Annotated in this window: 21 protein-coding genes; 12 read left to right on the top strand and 9 right to left on the bottom strand. The window is 68.1% G+C overall.

The genetic code is table 11. The annotated features are described in order from the left end of the window. The first annotated feature begins 39 nt into the window (after nucleotides 1-39). Both LDL21_RS30050 and LDL21_RS14000 read left to right on the top strand, forming a co-directional pair. Nucleotides 40-942, top strand: a complete 903-nt coding sequence (locus LDL21_RS30050) for a hypothetical protein (RefSeq protein WP_308017132.1) — start codon at nucleotides 40-42, stop codon at nucleotides 940-942. Then, the gene (locus LDL21_RS14000) at nucleotides 939-1,370 is read left to right on the top strand and encodes a ferritin-like domain-containing protein (RefSeq protein ID WP_225280424.1); all 432 of its coding nucleotides are present in this window, start codon (nucleotides 939-941) and stop codon (nucleotides 1,368-1,370) included. The genes LDL21_RS30050 and LDL21_RS14000 overlap by 4 nt, the downstream gene beginning before the upstream one ends. A 216-nt stretch (nucleotides 1,371-1,586) precedes the next feature. On the opposite strand, the gene LDL21_RS13995 is transcribed toward LDL21_RS14000, so the two are convergent. Beyond that, on the bottom strand, nucleotides 1,587-3,338 hold the full coding sequence (locus LDL21_RS13995; RefSeq protein ID WP_225280423.1) for an acyl-CoA dehydrogenase family protein: 1,752 nt from the start codon (nucleotides 3,336-3,338) through the stop codon (nucleotides 1,587-1,589). Between the two features lie 137 nt (nucleotides 3,339-3,475). Continuing rightward, complete coding sequence (locus LDL21_RS13990) at nucleotides 3,476-5,224, bottom strand: proline--tRNA ligase (RefSeq protein ID WP_225280422.1); 1,749 nt, start codon at nucleotides 5,222-5,224, stop codon at nucleotides 3,476-3,478. 270 nt (nucleotides 5,225-5,494) lie between these two features. Between LDL21_RS13990 and ehuB the strand changes: the two genes are divergently transcribed. The 6 genes from ehuB (at nucleotide 5,495) to LDL21_RS13960 (ending at nucleotide 10,705) form a co-directional block, all read left to right on the top strand. Continuing rightward, a complete protein-coding gene (gene ehuB, locus LDL21_RS13985) occupies nucleotides 5,495-6,382 on the top strand; it encodes an ectoine/hydroxyectoine ABC transporter substrate-binding protein EhuB (protein ID WP_225280421.1) in 888 nt (295 codons plus the stop codon). Beyond that, nucleotides 6,372-7,106, top strand: a complete 735-nt coding sequence (ehuC, locus tag LDL21_RS13980; protein ID WP_225280420.1) for an ectoine/hydroxyectoine ABC transporter permease subunit EhuC — start codon at nucleotides 6,372-6,374, stop codon at nucleotides 7,104-7,106. Before ehuB ends, ehuC begins: the two co-directional genes overlap by 11 nt. Continuing rightward, complete coding sequence (ehuD, locus tag LDL21_RS13975) at nucleotides 7,103-7,750, top strand: ectoine/hydroxyectoine ABC transporter permease subunit EhuD (RefSeq protein WP_181696879.1); 648 nt, start codon at nucleotides 7,103-7,105, stop codon at nucleotides 7,748-7,750. Before ehuC ends, ehuD begins: the two co-directional genes overlap by 4 nt. A gap of 4 nt (nucleotides 7,751-7,754) precedes the next feature. Further along, a complete protein-coding gene (ehuA, locus tag LDL21_RS13970; protein WP_225280419.1) occupies nucleotides 7,755-8,510 on the top strand; it encodes an ectoine/hydroxyectoine ABC transporter ATP-binding protein EhuA in 756 nt (251 codons plus the stop codon). Nucleotides 8,511-8,620: 110 nt separating this feature from the next. Next, nucleotides 8,621-9,364: a peroxide stress protein YaaA gene (gene yaaA / locus LDL21_RS13965; RefSeq protein ID WP_225280418.1), complete on the top strand. Its 744-nt coding sequence runs from the start codon at nucleotides 8,621-8,623 to the stop codon at nucleotides 9,362-9,364. An 87-nt stretch (nucleotides 9,365-9,451) separates the two neighbouring features. Next, nucleotides 9,452-10,705 (top strand): DUF1444 domain-containing protein, encoded by a 1,254-nt coding sequence (locus tag LDL21_RS13960; RefSeq protein ID WP_225280417.1) that lies wholly within the window; start codon nucleotides 9,452-9,454, stop codon nucleotides 10,703-10,705. On the opposite strand, the gene LDL21_RS13955 is transcribed toward LDL21_RS13960, so the two are convergent. From LDL21_RS13955 to LDL21_RS13945, 3 genes are all read right to left on the bottom strand, one after another. Beyond that, nucleotides 10,702-11,376 carry an NADPH-dependent F420 reductase gene (locus tag LDL21_RS13955; protein ID WP_181696875.1) on the bottom strand — a complete coding sequence of 225 codons (675 nt, stop codon included), beginning with the start codon at nucleotides 11,374-11,376 and terminating at the stop codon, nucleotides 10,702-10,704. The two genes, LDL21_RS13960 and LDL21_RS13955, sit on opposite strands and share 4 nt — an antisense overlap. Before the next feature lie 62 nt (nucleotides 11,377-11,438). Beyond that, the gene (locus LDL21_RS13950) at nucleotides 11,439-11,831 is read right to left on the bottom strand and encodes a VOC family protein (protein ID WP_225280803.1); all 393 of its coding nucleotides are present in this window, start codon (nucleotides 11,829-11,831) and stop codon (nucleotides 11,439-11,441) included. Beyond that, nucleotides 11,831-12,112, bottom strand: a complete 282-nt coding sequence (locus LDL21_RS13945; protein WP_181696874.1) for an ArsR/SmtB family transcription factor — start codon at nucleotides 12,110-12,112, stop codon at nucleotides 11,831-11,833. Before LDL21_RS13945 ends, LDL21_RS13950 begins: the two co-directional genes overlap by 1 nt. Nucleotides 12,113-12,288: 176 nt before the next feature. Here LDL21_RS13945 and LDL21_RS13940 point away from each other — a divergent pair, with 176 nt between their 5' ends. Further along, on the top strand, nucleotides 12,289-13,125 hold the full coding sequence (locus LDL21_RS13940) for an SGNH/GDSL hydrolase family protein (RefSeq protein WP_225280416.1): 837 nt from the start codon (nucleotides 12,289-12,291) through the stop codon (nucleotides 13,123-13,125). A gap of 25 nt (nucleotides 13,126-13,150) precedes the next feature. Next, complete coding sequence (locus LDL21_RS13935; protein WP_225280415.1) at nucleotides 13,151-13,795, top strand: LysE family translocator; 645 nt, start codon at nucleotides 13,151-13,153, stop codon at nucleotides 13,793-13,795. Here LDL21_RS13935 and LDL21_RS13930 read toward each other — a convergent pair. Beyond that, nucleotides 13,792-14,415, bottom strand: a complete 624-nt coding sequence (locus tag LDL21_RS13930) for an HD domain-containing protein (protein WP_225280414.1) — start codon at nucleotides 14,413-14,415, stop codon at nucleotides 13,792-13,794. The two genes, LDL21_RS13935 and LDL21_RS13930, sit on opposite strands and share 4 nt — an antisense overlap. Before the next feature lie 118 nt (nucleotides 14,416-14,533). On the opposite strand from LDL21_RS13930, the gene LDL21_RS13925 reads away from it, so the two are divergent. Next, a complete protein-coding gene (locus LDL21_RS13925) occupies nucleotides 14,534-14,947 on the top strand; it encodes a PPOX class F420-dependent oxidoreductase (protein WP_225280413.1) in 414 nt (137 codons plus the stop codon). A gap of 3 nt (nucleotides 14,948-14,950) precedes the next feature. Here LDL21_RS13925 and LDL21_RS13920 read toward each other — a convergent pair whose 3' ends face one another. The 3 genes from LDL21_RS13920 to LDL21_RS13910 all read right to left on the bottom strand — a co-directional run bounded on the left by LDL21_RS13920 (nucleotide 14,951) and on the right by LDL21_RS13910 (nucleotide 19,215). Beyond that, a complete protein-coding gene (locus LDL21_RS13920; RefSeq protein WP_225280412.1) occupies nucleotides 14,951-16,438 on the bottom strand; it encodes an MFS transporter in 1,488 nt (495 codons plus the stop codon). 49 nt (nucleotides 16,439-16,487) lie between these two features. Beyond that, entirely contained in the window at nucleotides 16,488-17,735 is a 1,248-nt protein-coding gene (gene cobA / locus LDL21_RS13915; protein WP_225280411.1) for a uroporphyrinogen-III C-methyltransferase, read from the bottom strand. A gap of 130 nt (nucleotides 17,736-17,865) precedes the next feature. Next, entirely contained in the window at nucleotides 17,866-19,215 is a 1,350-nt protein-coding gene (locus tag LDL21_RS13910; RefSeq protein ID WP_225280410.1) for a DoxX family protein, read from the bottom strand. A gap of 193 nt (nucleotides 19,216-19,408) precedes the next feature. Between LDL21_RS13910 and LDL21_RS13905 the strand changes: the two genes are divergently transcribed. Beyond that, the gene (locus LDL21_RS13905) at nucleotides 19,409-20,539 is read left to right on the top strand and encodes a phosphotransferase family protein (protein WP_225280409.1); all 1,131 of its coding nucleotides are present in this window, start codon (nucleotides 19,409-19,411) and stop codon (nucleotides 20,537-20,539) included. Nucleotides 20,540-20,541 lie beyond the last annotated feature (2 nt).

Raw genomic sequence — 20,541 nt, 5'->3', positions numbered from 1 at the left:
ATCGCCGCGTGGGGAACCGTCGCCGCGGGATCTGGCACGATGGTCCACGTGCATCACCGCCATACCGTCCCGCCGAGTGCCGGGCGACCTTCCGGCATGCGCCCCGACCACCGCGATTCCCACCCGCCGACCAGCGGCTTCGCGCGTGAAGTCGTGCGGTCGGCCTTCGCGACGACTGCCGAATCCGCCGTCGCGCTGAGCACCCCCGCCGCCGTTCGGACTCCCCGGCATCTCCCATCGCCGACCACCGACGTCGTGCCGCACGCGAAGTCGGCACAGCACGCTGCCCAGCACCTGCAGTCGCCGGCCACCAACATCGCCGTGCCGCACCCGAAGTCGCCGGAGTGCGCTGCTGTATCGGCGGCCGGGCGGCTGGAATCGACGGAGTCCTCGCCCGTACCGACCGTCGTGCGCGCCTGGCGGCGGCGGACGATATTGCGGCTGGCGGGCGCAGGCGCTGTCGCGGTGCCCGCAGTCGCCGTCCTGACGTCGTGCGCCGAGGACGATTCTGTGCACGCACCGGACCCCCTTGCCGCACACGAGGTTCTGGCTCGCACCGATGCCGCCGCCGCGACGGCCGCGATCGCGCTGGCACCGCAGGCGCAGGCCGCGCTGACGACCGTCGCCACCGAACGCACCGCCCACGCCGATGCCTTACGCGCCGAGATCGACCGGGTGATCGGGGTCTACGGCGACGGAACCACTCCTGTGCACCGCACCGGCGTCGTCACTGTGCCGGGTTCCGACGGCGCACCGGTGCCCGCCGCGGATCTGGTCTCGGCGGCGCAGCAGCCGATCAGCGTCGAACAGTTGCGTGCCCGCTTGCAGCATTCCCAACAGGCCGCAGCGAACCTGGCCCGCACCGAATCCGGTTACCGCGCAGGGCTGCTGGCCTCGATCAGCGCGGCCTGTGCCACCGAGGCGGGAGTCCTGCTGTCATGACCGGTCAACGTGAAGCGCTGCAACGCGCCCTCGACACCGAGTACGCGGCGGTGTACTCCTACGGCCTGATCGCCGCCTACGCCAACAGCGATCGGTCGCGCCTGGTCGCGGAGTTCAGCGCCGCGCACCGCGCCCGCCGGGACGCGACGATCGAGCTGCTCGAAGCCGGTGGCTCCGCACCCGAGGCATCCGACGCCGCCTACAACCCGCCGTTCCCCGTCGACGACCCGATCCCGGCCGCGCACCTCGCCGTAGCGGTCGAATCCGACTGCGCCGCAGCGTGGTACGCCGTGGTCGAACAGGCGACCGATCCCGCCGTCCGTGCGAGCGCCGTCGAAGCGCTCACCGAAGCAGCGGTGCGCCGAGCCCGATGGCAGGCGATCCTCGGCACGAACCCGGTCACCGTCAGCTTCCCGGGACGGACATAGCCCGAAGGCCCACCGGGTCACGCGGGCTTCCGTACTGGAATACCGCCCGCGCACATCAGCCCGTCGCGGACGGAAGCGGTTCCGCCCGCCCGGCAACGCCATGCCCTCCCGTTGGCAGTGCTGCCGGGCGACGAGCCATCGAGGGAGCATCGATGGCCGCCCCGTGTGACACAGCGACGGTCCGGCCCGCTGAACAGGCCGGACCGTCGCTGTCGACTACGGACGCATCGCGTACGCGCCGTCGTAGGACTCCACCTGCTGCCACACCCGGTCGAACCGTTCGGCGTCGGCGATCGGCGTGCGCAGGGCGGCGATGGCCCAGTTCCGCTGTGCGTCGGTGACCGACGGCTTGCCGAGCAGCGCGGTGGCCTGGGTGTTGAAGTCGCGGATCTGGAAGTCGAAGATCTGGTCGAGTACGTCGCGGTCGAGGCCGGTGAGTTCGGCCTGCTCGAGGATCAGCTGACCGTAGACCACCGTGGAGAACAGATGGCCGATGGTGAGCATGAAGTCCAGGTCCTTCTGCTGCGCCTCGTCCGGTGCGGCGGTGAGCAGCAGCTCACGCAGCGCTTTGGCCTGCTCGTAGAAGCGGCCCACGTTCGGCACGTCGGCGGCCGCCTCGTAGGCCGGGGTCCAGTCGGCGAAGCGCACCTTGCCCGCGCCGCGCGCCGGGCCCTGCTTCCAGAAGAACTCCTCGTCGCCCGCCTCGAGCCGGGTGGGGACGGCCGGGTATTCGGCCGGGTTGAGCAGGTAGTTCGGCATGAACTTGAGGATCTGGCCCACGTTCACGTGCACCGTGCCCTCGAGCCGGGGCAGGTGGTTGATGTAGCGCGAGGCCTCGTGGAAGTAGGTGTTCTTCTCGAAACCCTTGGCCGCCAGCACATCGAGCAGCAGGGTCATGGCGACCTCGCCCTCGGAGGTGACCTTGGACTTGGTCATCGGGTTGAACAACAGGTAGCGGCGGTCCTCGAGGGAGGCGCTGCGGAAGTAGTCGACGGCCCGGTCGCTGAACAGCTTCATCGCGATCAGGCGGGCGTAGGCGTCGACGAAATTGCCGCGCACGTGGGCGAAGTCGGTGACCGGCTTGCCGTAGAGGATGCGGTTGTTGGAGTGGGTGATGGCCTCGAAGAACGAGTGCTCCACCATGCCGATGCTGCCGTGGCACAGGTTGAACTTGCCGACGTTGACGGTGTTGAGCGCGGCCGAGAACCCTTCGGGGCCTTCGTGCAGCACATCGGCGGCGGTCACCGGGTAGTTCTCCAGCCGGAAGTGGCTCACATACATCTGACCGTGGATGACGCTCTCGATCAGGTGGTAGTTCTCGTGGCGTGAGTCGGCGGCGAACCAGACGTAGCCGTCGGCGCCCTCGATGTCGGCGCGGCGGGAGAACACCGAGACCATCGAGGCGACGTTGCCGTTGCCGATGTAGTACTTCTCGCCGTTGGCGCGGAACAGGATTCCCGCTTCGGCATCGGCGCTGCCCGGCTCGGTGGGGGTCAGGACGAGGTCGGTGTTGTAGATGTCGGCGCCGTGGTCACGCTCCGATAGCGCGAATGCCATGACCTGACCGTCGGCGAGGTCGGCGGCAGCCTTGCGCTTGGCGATCTCGTTGTCGCTCTGCCAGATCGGGCCGAGGCCGAGAATCGTCACCTGCTCGGCGTACCAGTAGGCCAGCCCGTAGAAGCCGAAGATCTCCGACAGCGCCGCATTGCGCGCGGCGTCCCAGCGCTTGTTCGGGTCACCGTCGGCGTAGGCGGCCGGGGTCAGGAAGGTGGCGAACAGCTTCTCCTTCGCCACGAAGTCCAGGAAGTCCTGCACCCACAGCGCGTCCCGGTCGTCGGCCAGCAACTGCGCCTTGCCCTTGGACTCGAACCACTCGATGGTGGCTTTCAGCAGCCGCCGCGTCTCCGCATCGAAGTGCTGCGGGTCGTAGGTGGCGGGGTTGAACAACAGGCTGGGCGAACTCGTCATACCCGTCAACTTATCAGCGCCCCACCCCCGACTACGCCGTCTACCTGCAGGTTTCCCCTACGTAAGCGTAAGTTCGGCGGATACGACGATCGCGCTGCCCCACCGGTCGGCGGGACAGCGCGATCGAGGCGAACCGATCAGCCGCGCACGCGCGCGGTGACCGCGCTGACGGCGTCTTCGGCCGGGATCTCCTCCGCTTCGCCGGTCAGCCGGTTGCGGAGTTCGACCTTGCCTTCGGCCCAGCCCCGGCCGATGACCAGGATCCAGGGCATGCCGAGGAGTTCGGCGTCCTTGAACTTCACGCCGGGAGAGGCGGTGCGGTCGTCGAAGAGGACCTCGAGGCCTTCGGCGTTCAACCCGGCGACCACGTGTTCGGCGCCGTCGCGGGCGGCGGCGTCCTTGTTTGCGATCACCACGTGCACGTCGAAGGGGGCGACTTCGGCGGGCCAGCGCAGGCCCTTCTCGTCGTGCTGCTGTTCGGCGATTACCGCGACCATGCGGGAGATGCCGATGCCGTAGGAACCCATGGTGAGGCGCACGGGCTTGCCGTTCTCGCCGAGCACGTCCACATCGAAGGCGTCGGTGTACTTGCGGCCGAGCTGGAAGATGTGGCCGATCTCGATGCCACGGGCCGACACCAGCGGACCTGCGCCGTCGGGCGAAGGGTCGCCGTCGCGGACCTCGGCGGCCTCGATGGTGCCGTCGGGGGTGAAGTCACGTCCGGCGACCAGGCCGACGACGTGCTTGCCCTGCTGGTCGGCGCCGGTGATCCAGGAGGTGCCGTCGACTACGCGGGGGTCGACGAGGTAGCGAACACCGTTGGCCTGCAGACCCTTCGGGCCGATGTAGCCCTTCACCAGGAACGGGTTGGCGGTGAAGTCCGCCTCGGTGAGCAGTTCCACCGTCGCGGGTTCGACAGCGGCCTCGAGACGCTTGTCGTCGACCTCGCGGTCGCCGGGGATGCCGATGCCGACGATCTCGGTCTTGCCGTCGGGGTGGCGCAGTTTCACCATCACGTTCTTCAACGTGTCGGCGGCGGTGACGACTCGGTCGAGCACCTTCGCCTCGTTGGCCCAGTCGACCAGGGTCGCGATGGTCGGCGTGTTCGGGGTCTCGTGTTCGACGGCGGCGGGCAGGCCGTCGATCGGCAGCGGCGCGGGCGCGGGGGTGACCACGGCTTCCACGTTGGCGGCGTATCCGGATTCCACGCAGCGCACGTAGGTGTCCTCGCCCACGGGGCTCTCGGCGAGGAATTCCTCCGACGCGCTACCGCCCATGGCACCGGAGGTGGCGGCCACGATCACGTACTTCACGCCGAGGCGGTCGAAGATGCGCTGGTAGGCGGCGCGGTGGGTGGCGTAGCTGGCGGCCAGACCGTCGTCGTCGAGGTCGAAGGAGTAGGAGTCCTTCATGATGAACTCGCGGCCACGCAGAATGCCCGCGCGGGGACGTTCCTCGTCGCGGTACTTGGCCTGGATCTGGTACAGCGTGACCGGCAGGTCCTTGTAGGAGTTGTACTCACCCTTCACGGTGAGCGCGAACAGCTCTTCGTGGGTGGGGCCGAGCAGGTAGTCACCGCCCTTGCGGTCCTGCAGGCGGAACAGGGCGTCACCGTATTCGGTCCACCGTTTGGTGGTCTCGTAGGGCTCGCGCGGCAGCAGCGCGGGCAGGGAGATCTCCTGGGCGCCGGTGGCGTCCATCTCCTGGCGCACGACGTCCTCGATCTTGCGCAGCGTGCGCAGACCCAGCGGCAACCACGAGTACACGCCCGGGGCGACGCGGCGGACGTAGCCGGCACGCACCAGCAGTTTGTGGCTCGGCACCTCGGCGTCGGCGGGATCGTCTCGCAGGGTGCGCAGGAACAGGCGGGAGAGGCGGGTGATCACGGATGCACAGGGTAGTCCCTGGTCCGGCGGGGCCGACAGCCGATTACCACCTGGACCCGCGCGGGCGGCCCCTCGCCGGTCCGCCGCGGAAATCGCGTATCAGGTTACCCATCGAAGTGGCCCGCCAACCAGCAGATAACAAAGCGATAACGGAACCGGGTTCGGCAAATATCGAAGCATTAGATTTTTCACAGACACGAATTTCCCGACGACAAAAGAAGATTCGGTAACCTGCACATTCTGCGGCGCTACCCCTGCGAGAGGCCGACCATGCCGGACACGATTTCCCTGCCTAAGCGCTGTACAGCAGTGTTCGCCGGTGCCGCGCTCGCGGCGGCGGTGCTCGCCGGGTGCACGAAGACCGAGACCACCGAGAGCGGCCAACTCCTGCAGTCGCTGAAGGACAAGGGCACCATCACCGTGGGTTTCGCGGGTGAGGCGCCGTATTCGTTCGAGGAGGGCGGCCAGCTCACCGGCGCGACCGTGGCCCTGCACAAGGAGATCTTCGCCAACCTCGGCATCAAGACCGTCGACGGTGTGCAGACCGAGTTCGGCGCCCTCATCCCAGGCCTGCAGGCCAACCGATTCGACGCGGTGAGCGCCGGAATGTCGATCTTGCCCAAACGGTGCGAACAGGCCGCATTCAGCGAACCGGAATTCATGTACACCACCGCGCTGATGGTGAAAAAGGGAAATCCGATGAACCTCAGCGATATGCAGTCGATCAAATCCAGCGGGGCGAAGATGGCCGCGATGACAGGTGCCATCGAATCCGATTACGCCGCGTCGCTCGGCATCGACGCCGCCCAGGTGGCCACCCCGCAGGACGGCATGGACGCGGTCACTTCGGGCCGCGCCGACGTGTTCGCGCTCACCGCGATCTCGCTGAACTGGCTGAAGAGCCACACTCCCGACGCGCCGGTCGATGTGACGCCGTCGTTCGTGGCGGTCATCGACGGCAAGCCGCAGGTCGGTGCGGGCGGCACGGTCTTCCGCACCACCGATCCGGACCTGCTCGCCGCCTACAACGCCGAACTCGCCAAGATCACCGGCGACAAGGACAAGTACTTGTCCATCGTCGGCAAGTTCGGCTTCACCGAACGCGAACTGCCCGACCCGAAGTACACGACGGCCAAACTCTGCAAGGGTGAGATCTGACCGGCTCGTGAGCAAGCTCGACGCGGTACGCGATGCCCTCCCCGCGCTGTGGGACGGCATCGTCGTCACGCTGGAACTGACCATCGGCGGCGCGCTGCTCGCCTTCGTCCTCGCCCTGGCGCTCGGTACGGCCGCGCGCTTCCGCTCGCTCGCGGTGCGTGGCAGTGCGCGGGTTCTGATCGAATTCTTCCGTGGTACTTCGCTGTTGGTGCAGATCTTCTGGCTGTTCTATGTGCTGCCGCTGCTCGGCTACAAGCTCGACCCGGTGTTCTGCGGCATCCTCGCGCTCGGCCTCAACTACGGCGCCTACGGGGCCGAGGTGGTCCGCGGCGCGCTGAACGCGGTGCCGCGCGCCCAGTTCGAGGCGGCGGTCGCGCTGAACTTCAGTCCATGGCAACGAATGCGGCGGGTGCTGTTCCCGCAGGCATGGGCGCTCATGCTGCCCTCGCTGACCAATCTGCTCGTGCACCTGCTCAAGGGCACCGCGCTGGCCTCGTACATCACCCTGCACGATCTGACCTACGAGATCGGCCAGCTGCGCAAGACCACCAGCGACACCCTGTTCTCGTTCGGGGTGGGCCTGGTGATCTATTTCGTCCTCGCCTATCTACTGACCCTCGGCATGAACCTCCTGGAAACCCGCGCCAAGACCAAGCTCGGCCGAGGTGCGTCGCTGAAGGAAGTGCTGCGGCTCGCCCCTGACGACGCGAAGGTGACCGCATGAACGCCCAATGGAGCTGGGAGCGCGCCCGCGACGCCCTGCCGGTGCTGTGGGACGGCTTCCAGATCACCCTGCTCGCCACCGTGCTCGGCTTCGCGCTCGCCGCCGTGCTCGGGCTGGTGATCGCGATCATCCGCCAGTCGATGCCGCGCTGGATCGCCGCACCCGTCCACGCGGTGAGCGAGTTCGTGCGGCTCACCCCGCTGGTCGTGCAGTTGCTGTTCGCCTACACCCTGCTCACCCAGTTCTCGGCTTTGCAGATCGGCATCACCGTGCTCGGTATTCATTACTCGAGTTATCTCGCCGAGGTGTACCGGGCCGGGATCGAGGCGGTACCGAAGGGGCAGTGGGAGGCGGCGCGCGCGTTGTCGCTGCCGCCGACACGCACCTGGCGGGCGGTGGTGCTGCCACAGGCTATCCGGGCGTCGTTGCCCGCACTCGGCACCAACGCGGTGTCGATGTTCAAGGACACCCCGTTCCTGTTCGCCATCTCGGTGGTCGAACTGGTTACCGCCGCACAGCAATTCGGGGCACGCAACTTCGCCTACCTGGAGGCGATCACCCTGGCGGGCGTGTTCTTTCTCGTCGCCAGCTACCCGACCTCCGTGCTGATCAGAAGACTGGAGAAGCGACTTGCCTACTACTGACGAGATGATTCGATTCGATCAGGTGGTCAAACGCTTCGGCGCCCTCACCGTGCTCGACCACCTCGATTTCACGGTCGGGCGTGGGGAGAAGGTCACGTTGATCGGCCCGTCGGGGTCGGGCAAGACCACGATCCTCCGCCTGTTGATGACGCTGGAAACCGTGAGCGAGGGCGTCATCTGGGTCGACGGCGAACCCCTCACCCACACCGCACGCAACGGAAAACTGGTACCCGCCAAGGAGAAGCACCTGCGGGCGGTGCGCACCAAGATCGGCATGGTGTTCCAGCAGTTCAATCTGTTCCCGAACATGACGGTGCTCGAGAACATCACCGAGGCACCGATCCACGTGCTCGGCAAGTCGAAAGACGACGCGCGCGAGCGGGCACGGCACCTGCTGGATGTGGTCGGCCTGGCCGACAAGGAGAACGCGCACCCCTCCCAGCTCTCGGGTGGTCAGCAGCAGCGGGTGGCGATCGCGCGGTGCTGCGCGATGGACCCGAAGGTGATGCTGCTCGACGAGGTGACCTCCGCGCTCGACCCGGAACTGGTCGGTGACGTGCTCGACGTGCTGCGCACCATCGCCGAGACCACCGACATCACCATGCTGATCGTCACCCACGAGATGCGTTTCGCCCGCGAGGTGTCGGATCGGGTGCTGATGTTCGATGCCGGGCGCATCATCGAGCAGGGTCCGCCGGAACAGATCTTCGAAGCGCCGACCAACGAGCGGACGCGCAAGTTCTTGGAAGCGGTGCGCTGAGCACCCCGGGACTGGGGATTCCGTAGTCGGCGAGCACGAAGACGCGGCTTTGCCGGGAGCGGCGGGGTGGGACGCTGCGGCGATCAACGCGGCGATTACCGTTGACGCTCGTGCTGGTGCTGCTGCCTCCCTCCGAGACCAAGTCCGACGGCGGTTCGGGCGCGCCCCTGAACCTCGACGATCTGGCGATGCCGCAGCTGAGCGCGGTGCGCGACAAGTTGATCACCGAGGTGGTCCAGTTGGCGGCCGACCCAGCAACCTCGGCAGCCGTGCTCGGGCTCGGCAAGGGCGCCGACACCGAGATCGCCCGCAACGCGACCCTGCGCACCTCCCCCACCCGGCCCGCACTCGAGCGCTACACCGGCGTGCTCTACGACGCGCTGGACGCGAAATCGTTCACCAAAGTGCAGCGGGCCAAGGCCTACGCCCGGCTCGGCATCGGTTCGGCCCTGTTCGGTGCCGTCCGCGCCGGCGACCCGATCCCCGCCTACCGCCTTTCCGGCGGCACGAAGCTCCCCGGCCTGCCCACTCTGTCGGCCCTGTGGCGCGACGTCCTGCCCGACGCCCTCTACGCCGAGGCCGCGGGCGAGCTCGTCATCGACCTGCGTTCTGGCACCTACCAGCAGCTCGGCCGCGTCCCCGACGCGATCACCGCCAACGTCCTCACCGAGCACCCCGACGGTTCCCGCACCGTGGTGAGCCATTTCAACAAACACCACAAGGGGCTGCTCGCCCGCGCCCTCGTCCTCACCCGCGCCGATCCCACCGACATTCGCGGTGTGGCCCGAGTCGCGACCAAAGCCGGTCTGCGCACCGAAATCGCCTCGCCCACAGAACTTCTCATCATCACCTGAACTCGAGGTGCGCGCCGGGTCGGTTACCGGTAACGTTCCGCGGTTCGGTCGCGTCCGGCCGGGCATGCGTGATCGAGAGAGTGCTCAATGGGTTTCGGTAGGGGTTTGTTCCGGCGTCGCGAATCTGCTTCGCGTGACGCGATTTTCGGCAAGTGGGCGGTCGACATCCTGCGGGCGTTTCCCGAGGTCGTCTCGGCGGAGTTCGATGCGTCCGAGTTCCACGTCGATGTCGTCTACGCCGACGGCGCGATTCAGCAGTACGGCCTGCAGACGCCGTACCGGCTGGCCGTGGGCCTCGACGGCGAGGAAGCGGTGCAGCTGCTCGCCGAGTACTTGCGCCGTGCGGTGACGTCGCGAACGGTGATGACCGAACCTGTAGCGGGCTGGATGTCGGCGGCGCCGACGTTGCGCTCGGTGCTGCGACCGGCCGGTGACCTCACCCTCGAGTTCCAGGGGAAGCGGATCGGCGACCACATGCTGTGGCGGCCGCTGCTGCCCTGCCTCACCGAGCGCGTGGTGATCGACCTGCCGACCTCGATGCGCACGGTGTCCCCGGACGATCTGGTCGAGTGGGGTGTGGATGCCGATACCGTCTTCGCCACCGCCCGCGCCAACATGATCGACTTCGCGGTGGAGACTGTGTCGCTGTTCGACACCGAGGACGGTGTGCTGTTCCTCCCGGACGACGACGGTGATCTCTACGCGGGGTCGCTGCCGCTGGTCGACGGCTGGCTGGCCGGGCTCGGCAACAAAGCAGGCGCACAGCCCCTGTTCTTCGTGCCGGGTAGTTTCGGCGTCCTGGCCGGGGTGGCCAGTTCACCGGAGCGGGTCTGCGAACTGGTCGCCGCCGCCCGGGAAATGTTCGACAATGCCGTGCGACCCGTCTCACCGGCTCCCTACACGGTCGACGAACAGGGTCGGCTCGTGCCGTTCACGGTGCCCATCGACCACCCCGCGTGGGCCGCGATCCGTTCCGCCGAGGCCGCGCTCGCCGCACCGGTCCATGCCGCCCAGTATCAGGGCATGCAAGCCGATACCGAAGCCGGCCGCCTGGATCTGTTCGTCGCAGAACTGCTGCACGTACGGGCCGAGAACGGCATCGAGGAAACGGTGGCCGCGTGGACCGACACCGTGCCCACGCTGCTTCCGCGCGCGCATGTCGTCAGCATGGTCGACCCGACGACCGCGTCCCTGTTCGGTGTTCCCTGGGAGGTGCTGGATCGCGAAGTCGGCCTGCGGGCCGTGCCCGGCCTGTTCCCGCCGCGCTTCCTGGTCGAGCATCACCCCGATCAGGCGACGCTGGCCAGGTTGCGGGCCGCGGGGAGGTGGGGAACGGGTTAGATCTGCGCCGCCGCGAGGGCCGCGCGCACTTCGTCGGCACTCGCGGGCTTCGACGCGGGCGGCCAGTTGCTGTCGGCGGCGTACGGGCGCACGTAGACCGGCGTATCCCGCTGCGAGCGGCGGCTTTCGGCGAGTGAGCCGCCGTCGACCACGTCGTAGCCGAGACTGTCGATGAACTCGGCGGCCAGCTTCTTGGCGTCGGCGTCGTCACCGAAGATCGGCAGCGCGGAACGGTCGGCAGCGCCCGCGGGGCGGGCGAGTTCGGCCAGGTTGGCGTAGGCGATGTTGTTGAACGCCTTGACCACCTTCGACTCGGGGAGGTGGCGCTGCAGGAGTTCGCTGGTGGTGGTCTCGTCGGCGTCGAGTTCGGGGAACGCGCCGTCGCGCTCGGGGTAGTAGTTGTTGGTGTCGAACACCACCTTGCCCGCCAGCGGCGCGACGGGGATCTCGCGGTAGGCCTTCAACGGGACGGTGACCACCACATAGTCACCCGCCTCGGCCGCTTCGGCGGGGGTGGCCGCGCGAGCGCGTGGGCCGAGTTCGGCCACCAGGTCCGCCAGGGTTTCCGGGCCACGCGAATTGCTGAGGACCACGTCGTGACCCGCGTCGACCGCGAGCCGGGCCAGGGTGGAGCCGATGAATCCGCTACCGATCAATCCGAGTGTCGTCATGTGCCGGGTCAACCGATGGGGTGCCACGATTGTTCCCGGTGATCTCGGCGGCGCCCGGTGCGCTATTCGCCGACAGGTGAGTTCAGGGAGATGAGATTGCCGCAGGTGTCGTCGAAGACGGCGGAGGTCACCTGGCCCATGGGCTGGGGCGGTTGGGTGAAGAAGACACCCAGGTCGATCAGGCGGCGGTACTCGGCGTCGATGTCGTCGACGGTGAAGATCATCATCGGAATACCGTCGGCGCTCAGTGCCGTCTTGTAGGCCTTGGCGGCGGGGTGCTGATCGGGTTCGAGGAGCAGTTCGATGCCGTCGGGGTCGGCGGGCGACACGACGGTGAGCCACGAGTATTCACCAAGGGGCACTTTGTGTTTCACCTGGAAACCGAGCACCTCGGTGTAGAACTTCTCGGCCTTGTCCTGGTCGTCGACGAAGACGCTGGTGACGCCGATGCGGATCATGTGTCCTCCTGAGGAATGGGCCACCGCGCCGTCAGCTCGCGCAGCGGGGTGAAGTCGCGGTAGTGGAATTTGTAGCGGCCGACACGGCTCGTGCGGACCAGGCCCGCCGCCTCGAGCACACCCAGATGCTGGGTGATCGCCTGCCGCGAGGAACTGATGCCGTGCTTTGTCACGAGCCTGCCGCACAGTTCGAACAGGGTCTGACCGTCCCGATCGGCCAGTTCGTCGAGCAGCACGCGTCGTGTCGAATCCGCCAAGGCGGTGAAGATATCGCTCACGGCGAGCACTCCTTGTCTCTTCCGAAACCACCATAGGCAAGCAGCGACTTGCCTGTCAATCGCATCGTCCAACAGATACCGTGACGCAGCACAAAGACAACGGGGTGCACCGCCGCCTAGCCTGAACTCGGCCGACCGACCCGACGCCGACGACCGCTCGATCCCCAGGATGTTCGATGACCAACCGCATGCGCGCTCTCGTTGCGGCGCTGACCGTTTCGGCGTCCGCGCTGCTCTCGGCCGGAGCGCACGCCGACCCGGTCAGCGGGGCTGCCTATGTGGCCCTCGGCGATTCCGGTGCCGCGACCACCGGCGCCGCGAACCTCGACCTCACCGCTCCGCTGCAGTGTGCTCGCTCGACGGCCAACGCGCCGAAGCTGGTGGCGCAACGGCTCGGACTCACCCTGGACGACCGCACCTGCAGTTCGGCGAAGATCCCGCACCTGACCCAGCAGCAGGGACCGGGTGTCGCCCCGCAGCTGGACGCGCTCGGGCCTGCGACACAGCTGGTCACGCTGCACATCGGCGCCAACGACGCCGATATGACGCAGTACATCCTCGGCCGGTGCCACCTGGGCGGCTGCGGGACGGACCACGGCTGGGACGAGAAGATCGACGCGATCGCCCCGAGCTACGCGGCCGCACTCGACGACATCACCCGGCGCGCCCCGAACGCCGTCATCGTCGTCGACGGCTGGCCGACCTACCTCACCGACCACAGCTGCCCGGCGATGGCCGGACTGCGCGACACCGACGCCGCCAATATCCAGTCCAAGTTCGAACGACTCAACGCGGTGGTCGCGGGCGAAGCCGCCGCGCACGGTGCGATCTTTGTCGATACTGTCGCCGCCTCCCGCGAATTCGGGATGTGCGCGGATCCGTCCGTGCGCTGGTTCGACCCGATCCTGGCCGACCGCACCCTGCTGCCCTATCACCCGACCCTCGCCGGTCAGCGCGGCGTAGCCGACCTCATCGTGACCGCGATCGAATCGAACAACGCGCTCGCGCGCTGAGCGCGGCCCGGATACCGTGGCGGTCATGGTCTCCTGGGGTGCGCTGGCGTCGTTCGCCGGACTGGCGTTGCTGATCGTTCTCGTGCCGGGTCCGAGCGTGTTGTTCACCATCGGGCGGGCGCTCACCGCCGGTCGGCGGACCGCGTTGCTGAACGTGGTCGGCAACGCTGTCGGGGTCTACCTCCAGGTCGTCGCCGTCGCGTGTGGCGTGGGGGCGGTGGTGATGGCGTCGGCGACGGTGTTCACCGCGATCAAGCTCGTCGGCGCGGGTTACCTTGTGTACCTGGGCATTCAGGCCTTCCGGCACCGCACGCAACTGCACGATGCCATGCAGATCGGGCCCGACGGTCGCGACGACAACGCGGTCGCGGCATTGCGCGACGGGTTCATCGTCGGCCTGGCGAACCCGAAGACCATCGTCTTCTTCGCGGCGCTGCTCCCCCAGTTCGTCGACCCCGCACGTGGCGGCGTACCGCAGCAGATGCTGATCCTCGGCCTGTGCATCCCCATTTTCGGCCTCGTCTTCGATTCACTGTGGGCGCTGGCGGCCGGCTCGGCCAGAACCTGGTTCGCCCGGTCGCCGCGACGCCTGGCCGCCGTCGGCGGGACCGGCGGGTTGGTCATGATCGGCCTCGGCGCGTCGCTCGCGCTGACCGGGCGCAAGGACTAGCCGGACAAGCCGATGAGTTCGGCCGCGAGGTTGGCACGAGCGGGCCCCTCGTAACGCTGATAGGCCCGCGGCGTGCGGAACAGGCGCGGTTGCTCGGCGAGGTTGCGCAGCACCGAGGCACGGCCCGCACGGAACAGGTCGTCGGGGACGTGGCGGTATTCCTCGCGGATCGCGGCCGCGTAGGTGGCGTACTCCTGCGCTGTCCCACCGAGCACGACCAGGTCGGCGTCGCAGAGCACCGCGCCGTTGGCGTCGCCGGCTTCCGGGTTGTGACCACGGGTGAGGATCACCAGGCGCACCACCTCGTTCACCAGCTCTGGTGTGGCGCCGAGTGATTCGAGCACGTCGCGAGCCAGGTCGGCGCTGCGTTCCTCGTTGTCGGCGCGGTCGACGGCGTAGATCGCGTCGTGGAAGAAGGCCGCGTAGCGCACGGCATCGATATCGGTTGCGGCATCGGCCAATTCGTCGATGGCGGCGAGCATCACCGCCAGGTGGGTGAGCGTGTGGTAGCGACGGTGTGGTTCGGCGTAGCGGCCGATGATGCCGATCCCGATGGCTTCGGAGTCGGTCCCGGCCAAGGCGATCCACCGGTCGAGCAGGTTCTCCGCGAGCACAGACATCCCTCCAGTCTCATGCCGCGTCAACTGTCGGGCAACCCCGTCTTCACCACGAGAACCCGAATACCGTTCTGCCACAACGGGCCGGAATGCCGGGTATGACCGCCGCGTTCGTACCGGTATGACCCGAACCATCGCGCTGTCCGAAGAGTTGTCCACCTATATCGACAACGAGAAGGCGTATGCCACCGTCGCCACCCTCGGCCCCGACGGGCATCCGCATCTGACCGTCGTCTGGATCAAACGCGACGGCGACGACCTGCTCTTCTCCACCACGGTCGCCCGCCAGCAGGCCAAGAACCTGGCCCGCGACCCCCGCGTCACCGTGATGGTCAACCCGCCCGAGCGCCCGTTCGTCTACGCCGCCATCCGCGGCACCGCCACCCTCGTCCCGGATCCCGATCGTCTGCTGCCCGACGAGTTGTCCCTGAAATACACAGGTCTGCCCTACGCCCAGTTCAACCCGGCTTCGATCGACGACGCCGAACGAGTGACGGTACGGATCACGCCGTATAAGGTCACCGGCCGCCTCTGAGGCTCAGGACTGCTGGGCTTCCTCCTGGGCGTGCTGGGCCTGGGCCAGCTGACCCGGCGTGAAACGCAGTGTCAGCGCCACGACGGCGGCCAGCAGCGCCAGACCCGAACAGACGAGCAGGACCGTGGTGTAGCCGCTGGTGAGCGCGTCGAGTTGGGGTCCGGTCATGGCCGACACCTTGGTGTCGGGGCTGCCGCCGAGCGACAGGGTGCGCGAGGCCGCGATCGGGCTGAGCAGTCCGATCGCGATCGGCGTCGCCAAGTTCATGAACATCTGCCCAACTGCCGAGAGCGGACCGATATCGGACGGCGGCACGTCGACCAGCACGCACAGCGGGGCGAGCACCATCGCCACACCCACCCCGAATCCGATCACGACGAGCAGCGGCAGCAGGGTGGTGAAGTAACCGATGTGGCGGTCCAGGGTCGACCCGAACAGCAGCGCCCCCGACAGCACGAGCGCGGCGCCGGTCAGCAGCCAGCGCGGCGGCACCCGCAACGCCGCCTTCGAGGCCAGCGCGCCACCGACGCCGATGCCGATGGTGAACGGGATGCAGGCGATACCGGCGTGCAGCGGGCTGTAGCCGAGCGAGTTCTGCAGCATCTGGGCGACGAAGAACGTCATCGCGCCGAGTACCGCGCCCGCGAGGAAGATCAGCAGGAAGGTCGAGTTGCGGTCGCGGCTGTCGAACAGCGACCACGGCAGCAGCGGGTCGGCCTCGTTGCGCTCGATGAGCACGAACGCCACGAGCAGCACGACACCGACGATCAGCGAGGCCAGGATGACCGGGCTGCCCCATCCCCACGACGGCCCCTCGGTGGCGCCGAACACGACCAGCGCGCAGGCGAGCGTACCGAGCACCGCGCCCTTCACATCGAGAGGCGCCCGGTGGTGGGCGGTGTCGGAGAGTGTGTACATCGCGCCGACCACGATCAGCGCACCGATCGGCACATTGATGAGGAAGATCATCCGCCACGACATCTCGGTGAGCAGACCACCGATCACCAGGCCGCTCACCGACCCGATGCCCGCCATCGATCCGACGACGGCCACCGCCTGGTTGCGTGCCTTACCCGGCGCGAAAGTAGTGGCGACCAGCGCGAACGCGGTCGGTGCCGCGATCGCCGCGCCCGCACCCTGGAAGGCGCGCGCGATCAGCAGCGCCAGCTCGCCCTGGGCGAGGCCGCAGGCCAGCGAGGCGGCGGTGAACAGGCCGACACCGGTGATAAGCATGCGTTTGCGGCCGAAGACGTCACCGAGGCGACCGCCCAGCAGCATCATGCCCGCGAAGGTGAGGCCGTAGGCGGTGACCGTCCACGCACCGCCCGAACTGGACAGACCGAGTTCGTCCTGCAAGCGGGGCAGCGCGAAGATCACGACGGTGCCGTCGAGCACGACCATGAACTGCAGGCCGCTGAGAACGATGATCGCGAGCCCGAAGGCCGACTGCTTCACCGGGGACTGCTTCGAGGCAGCGGGGTTTTCGAGCACAGTCGACCACTGTAAACGACGCGGCCGGCGCCCCTGCCGGGATCGTGACTCAGGCGGGGTCGGCACCGAAGGCCGCTGTCGGCCCGATGACGATGATCGCGGGCGGCCGGATGCCCTCCTGCTTGACCCGCTCGGCGACGGTTGCCAGGTCGGCGCGCACCACCCGCTGGGTGCGCAGGGTGCCCTCCTGGATGACGGTGGCCGGGGTGTCGGCGGGCTTGCCGCCGTCGAGCAGGGCGGCGGCGAACTTGTCGATGCGTTCCACGGCCATCATCAGCACGAGGGTGCCGCGCAGCTTGGCCAGCGCCGACCAGTCGACCAGCGAGTCCGGGTGATCCGGGGCGACGTGTCCGCTCACGACCACGAATTCGTGGGTCACCCCGCGATGGGTCACCGGGATGCCCGCCGCACCGGGTACCGAGATGGGACTGGTGATGCCGGGTACCACCGTCACCGGGATGCCCGCCTCGGCGCACGCCTCGAGCTCCTCGTACCCGCGCCCGAATACGTACGGGTCGCCGCCCTTGAGCCGGACGACGAACTTGCCCGCCTTCACGCCCTCGACGAGGGCGAGGTTGATCGCCTCCTGCGCCATGGACCGGCCGTAGGGGATCTTCGCCGCGTCGATGACCTCGACGTGCGGGCCGAGTTCGGCGAGCAGTTCCGGCGGTGCGAGCCGGTCGGCGACGACCAGGTCGGCGCGGGCGAGCAGGCGGCGGCCGCGCACGGTGATGAGGTCCGGGTCGCCTGGCCCACCACCCACGAGCGCGACGCCGGGCGTCACGGGTTCCGAATCATCGGTCACCACACCGGATTGCAGTGCTTCGAGCAGCCCGTTGCGGACGGCGGCCGAGCGGCGGTGCGCGCCACCCGCGAGGACGCCGAGAGTCAGGCCGTCGTAGCGAGCGGTCGCGGGGGTGACGGCGGTGCCGTCGCGGGCGATGTCGGCGCGCACGCAGAAGATCCGTTTGGCGGTGGCCTCGGCGACCACGGCGGCATTGGTCTCGGGTTCGTCGGTGCAGGCCATCGCGTACCAGGCCTCGTCGAGGTCGCCGTCGCGGTAGTCGCGCAGTTCCACGGTGAGTTGCCCCGCTGTTGCCATGCCCTCCACGGCCGGGGTCACGGCGCGGCTGACCACGTGCACCTGCGCACCCGCGGCCACGAGCAGCCCGAGCCTGCGCTGGGCGACAGTGCCGCCGCCGACGACAACGACTCTGCGTCCACGCAGATCGAGCCCGACCAGGTAGTTCGGGTCCCCGGCGGGCTGGGTCGATGCGGTGTCAGACGTGTTCGGCACAATGTCCGAGCCTAGTTCGTGACCTGCCGATCCCCGCACCCACCCGGCCGTTGCGGTGTCAGACCGCTGCCCGGTGCCGGTCGGGTCGATGGACGCCGGTCCGCGCGCGCCTCGCCGCACCGTGCACGGCTCAGCCCAGGTAGGGATTGTTCTGTACCCACCGGAAGCCGGTGCCCCGCAAGGGGAAACTGTCGAGATCGACGCGAGTGAGGACGACCACCGCCTGCTTGCCCGCGATGTCGCCGCGTAGGGTGAGCCGGTCGTCTGCCGCACGGTCCACGGCGAGAGTGGCGTACGGCGCGGGCGCCTGATCGGGTGCTGTCGGCGCGGCCAGGAGCGTGAGCGTCGAGGTCGCCGGGTCGACGGTGGCCTGGACCGGAACGATGGTGTCGTCCATGCGCTGATAGCCCGCCGTGCCCTTGTCCACGACGAGGCGCTGCCAGCGGACGGGATCGGTGGTCAGCGGCGCCACCGGCAGCTGCTCGATCGAGAACTCCGACACCTCCCAGATGCCGTACAGCTCCGGTTCCGGTGCGCCCCCGCCGTATTCGCGCCAGGAGTCCGTGATCACCACGATCATTCCGGCCACAATCCACACCGCCGCCGCGACCTGCGCCACGGTGGCCCACCGGTTCGCCCGCGCGGACCGGAACAGCGCGGGCTGCACCATCGGACCCGATGCACGTTCCAGCACAAGCACATCCAGTAGCCGCCGGGCCTGCGGGGCGAGCAGCACCAGGCTCATCAGCAGCAGGTGGCCGGACAGCATCTTCACCGGCACGTCGAAGGTGAGGTTCAGCAGGAACACCTGGGCCATGCTGATCACGCTGAGCATGGCACCGAGCGTCGCGGTGCGCGGCCAGAACAGCAGCAGCCCCGCGAGCACCTCGGCGGCACCGAGCGCCACCTCATAGGCCGGTGCCGAACCGACCTGCGTCCACAGCATCGCCATCGGACTCAGGTCGCCTACCCGGGTGAGCAAGGTGGTCAGCGCCGGTTCGGGCATCTGGGTGGGGACCAGTTTCGTGAAACCGTAGAACAGCATCTGCCCGCCGACAGCCAGGCGCAGGCCGGTGAGGAACCAGCTCGCCACCCGGGGATAGGCGCGGCGGCGGCGGTCGAGAATCGACCACACCGCGGTGACCAGGATCGCGACCATCAGCACCAAGCCGCACTGGATCCAGATGGCGGCCTGGTCGCCGCTGCCGTTCATCTCCAGCTCGGCGTACACGCCGAACACGTGCTCCCCGATCCAGCTGCTCACCGGGGCCAGCGTGAGCAGCTGCCAGGCGACGGCGTCCTCGGGCATCTTCAACGCGATCACGCCGAGGAAGACGAAGGTGATCTGAGCCATCCACAGGCAGAACAGGCCGAAGTACGCGACGCAGAACCGGAACGCGATCAGGCTGAGCGGGTGCCACCTGGGCTCCGGTGCACGCACCGGCTCCTCGACTGCGTGCTCCGCGACGACTGCGGTCACTACGTACCTCCCTATCGAAAACGGCTGTCCGGCAAGCTTTACCGAGAACGGCTCGCACGCGCATCGGGGGAAACCCCGATCTTGGTGGTGTCAACCCTGAATCCCGCTCACCGACGCCCGCCTTACATTCCGGCCGGTCTTCCGGTACGCCGGTACGGAACACGTTTCACCACGCCGACAGGGGACCCCACGTATGTCCGACGACACGGACCACACCGCGCAGCAGTCGCTGACCGTCACCGAGCTCGATCTCGACGCATTCGGCGAGCGGCTCTCGGGGTGGCTGTCGGACAAGGTCGGCGCCGACGCACCGCCGGCGATCGGCAACCTCAGCAAGCCCGCCACCGGCGGTATGTCGAGCACCACGGTTCTGTTCGATGCCGAATGGTCGGTGAACGGGGTCGCCGAGAGCGGTTCGTTCGTCGCCCGGATGGCGCCCGAGGACTCGTCGTTTCCGGTGTTCCAGTCCTATGACCTGCCGTTGCAGTACCAGGTGATGTCGGGTGTCGCGGCGGCGTCGGAGGTTCCCGTGCCCGCCCTGCGCTGGCTCGAGACCGACGAATCACTGTTCGGCACACCGTTTTTCGTCATGGACAAAATCGATGGTCAGGTAGTCGCCGACAATCCGCCGTACGTGTTCTTCGGCTGGGTGTTCGACGCCACCCCCACCGAGCGCGCGGGCATCACCGCCGAGACCGTCAAGGTGATCGCCCAGGTGCACGCGATCGACGAAGCGGCACAGCGCTTTCCGGCGCTCGGCGGCGAAGGGTCCGCGCTGCGCAGGCACTTCGAGGCTCAGCGCGCCTGGTACCGGTGGGCGCTGGCCGACGACGGTGTCGAGATCCCGCTGATCGAGCGTGCCTTCGACTGGCTGGAGGCCAACTGGCCCGCCGAGACCGGCGCCGAGGTGCTCAACTGGGGTGACGCGCGCCCCGGCAACATCCTGTTCGACGGCTTCACCCCGGCCGCCGTGCTGGACTGGGAGATGGCCACCCTCGGCCCCCGCGAGCTCGACCTGGGCTGGCTGATCTTCATCCACCGGTTCTTCCAGGACATCGCCACCCACTTCGACCAGCCGGGCCTCGCCGACTTCCTGCGCCGCGACGACGTGGTCGCCGAGTACGAGAAGCTCACCGGCCACACCGTCACCGACCTGGACTTCTACATCGTGTACGCGGCGCTGCGCCACGCCATCGTGATGGCGCGGATCAAGCGGCGGATGATCCATTTCGGCGAGGACACCGTGCCCGACGAGCGCGACGACTACATCATGCACCGGCGCGGACTCGAAGCGCTGCTCGACGGCACCTACGAATGGGACTGACG

Origin of the sequence: Nocardia rosealba (assembly GCF_020216065.1) — a bacterium.
GTDB lineage: Bacteria > Actinomycetota > Actinomycetes > Mycobacteriales > Mycobacteriaceae > Nocardia > Nocardia rosealba.
Note: the sequence above shows the minus strand (reverse complement) of the source record. Positions and strands in the feature narration are given on the sequence as shown.

Excerpts from the sequence above, each read along its gene's own strand:
- LDL21_RS13960 (WP_225280417.1), top strand. The coding sequence starts at position 9,452 with ATGGGTTTCGGTAGGGGTTTGTTCCGGCGTCGCGAATCTGCTTCGCGT.
- LDL21_RS30050 (WP_308017132.1), top strand. The coding sequence starts at position 40 with ATGGTCCACGTGCATCACCGCCATACCGTCCCGCCGAGTGCCGGGCGA.
- LDL21_RS13925 (WP_225280413.1), top strand. The coding sequence starts at position 14,534 with ATGACCCGAACCATCGCGCTGTCCGAAGAGTTGTCCACCTATATCGAC.
- LDL21_RS13905 (WP_225280409.1), top strand. The coding sequence starts at position 19,409 with ATGTCCGACGACACGGACCACACCGCGCAGCAGTCGCTGACCGTCACC.
- ehuD (WP_181696879.1), top strand. The coding sequence starts at position 7,103 with ATGAACGCCCAATGGAGCTGGGAGCGCGCCCGCGACGCCCTGCCGGTG.
- ehuA (WP_225280419.1), top strand. The coding sequence starts at position 7,755 with ATGATTCGATTCGATCAGGTGGTCAAACGCTTCGGCGCCCTCACCGTG.
- ehuB (WP_225280421.1), top strand. The coding sequence starts at position 5,495 with ATGCCGGACACGATTTCCCTGCCTAAGCGCTGTACAGCAGTGTTCGCC.
- LDL21_RS14000 (WP_225280424.1), top strand. The coding sequence starts at position 939 with ATGACCGGTCAACGTGAAGCGCTGCAACGCGCCCTCGACACCGAGTAC.
- LDL21_RS13940 (WP_225280416.1), top strand. The coding sequence starts at position 12,289 with ATGACCAACCGCATGCGCGCTCTCGTTGCGGCGCTGACCGTTTCGGCG.
- LDL21_RS13930 (WP_225280414.1), bottom strand. The coding sequence starts at position 14,415 with ATGTCTGTGCTCGCGGAGAACCTGCTCGACCGGTGGATCGCCTTGGCC.
- LDL21_RS13955 (WP_181696875.1), bottom strand. The coding sequence starts at position 11,376 with ATGACGACACTCGGATTGATCGGTAGCGGATTCATCGGCTCCACCCTG.
- LDL21_RS13995 (WP_225280423.1), bottom strand. The coding sequence starts at position 3,338 with ATGACGAGTTCGCCCAGCCTGTTGTTCAACCCCGCCACCTACGACCCG.
- LDL21_RS13935 (WP_225280415.1), top strand. The coding sequence starts at position 13,151 with ATGGTCTCCTGGGGTGCGCTGGCGTCGTTCGCCGGACTGGCGTTGCTG.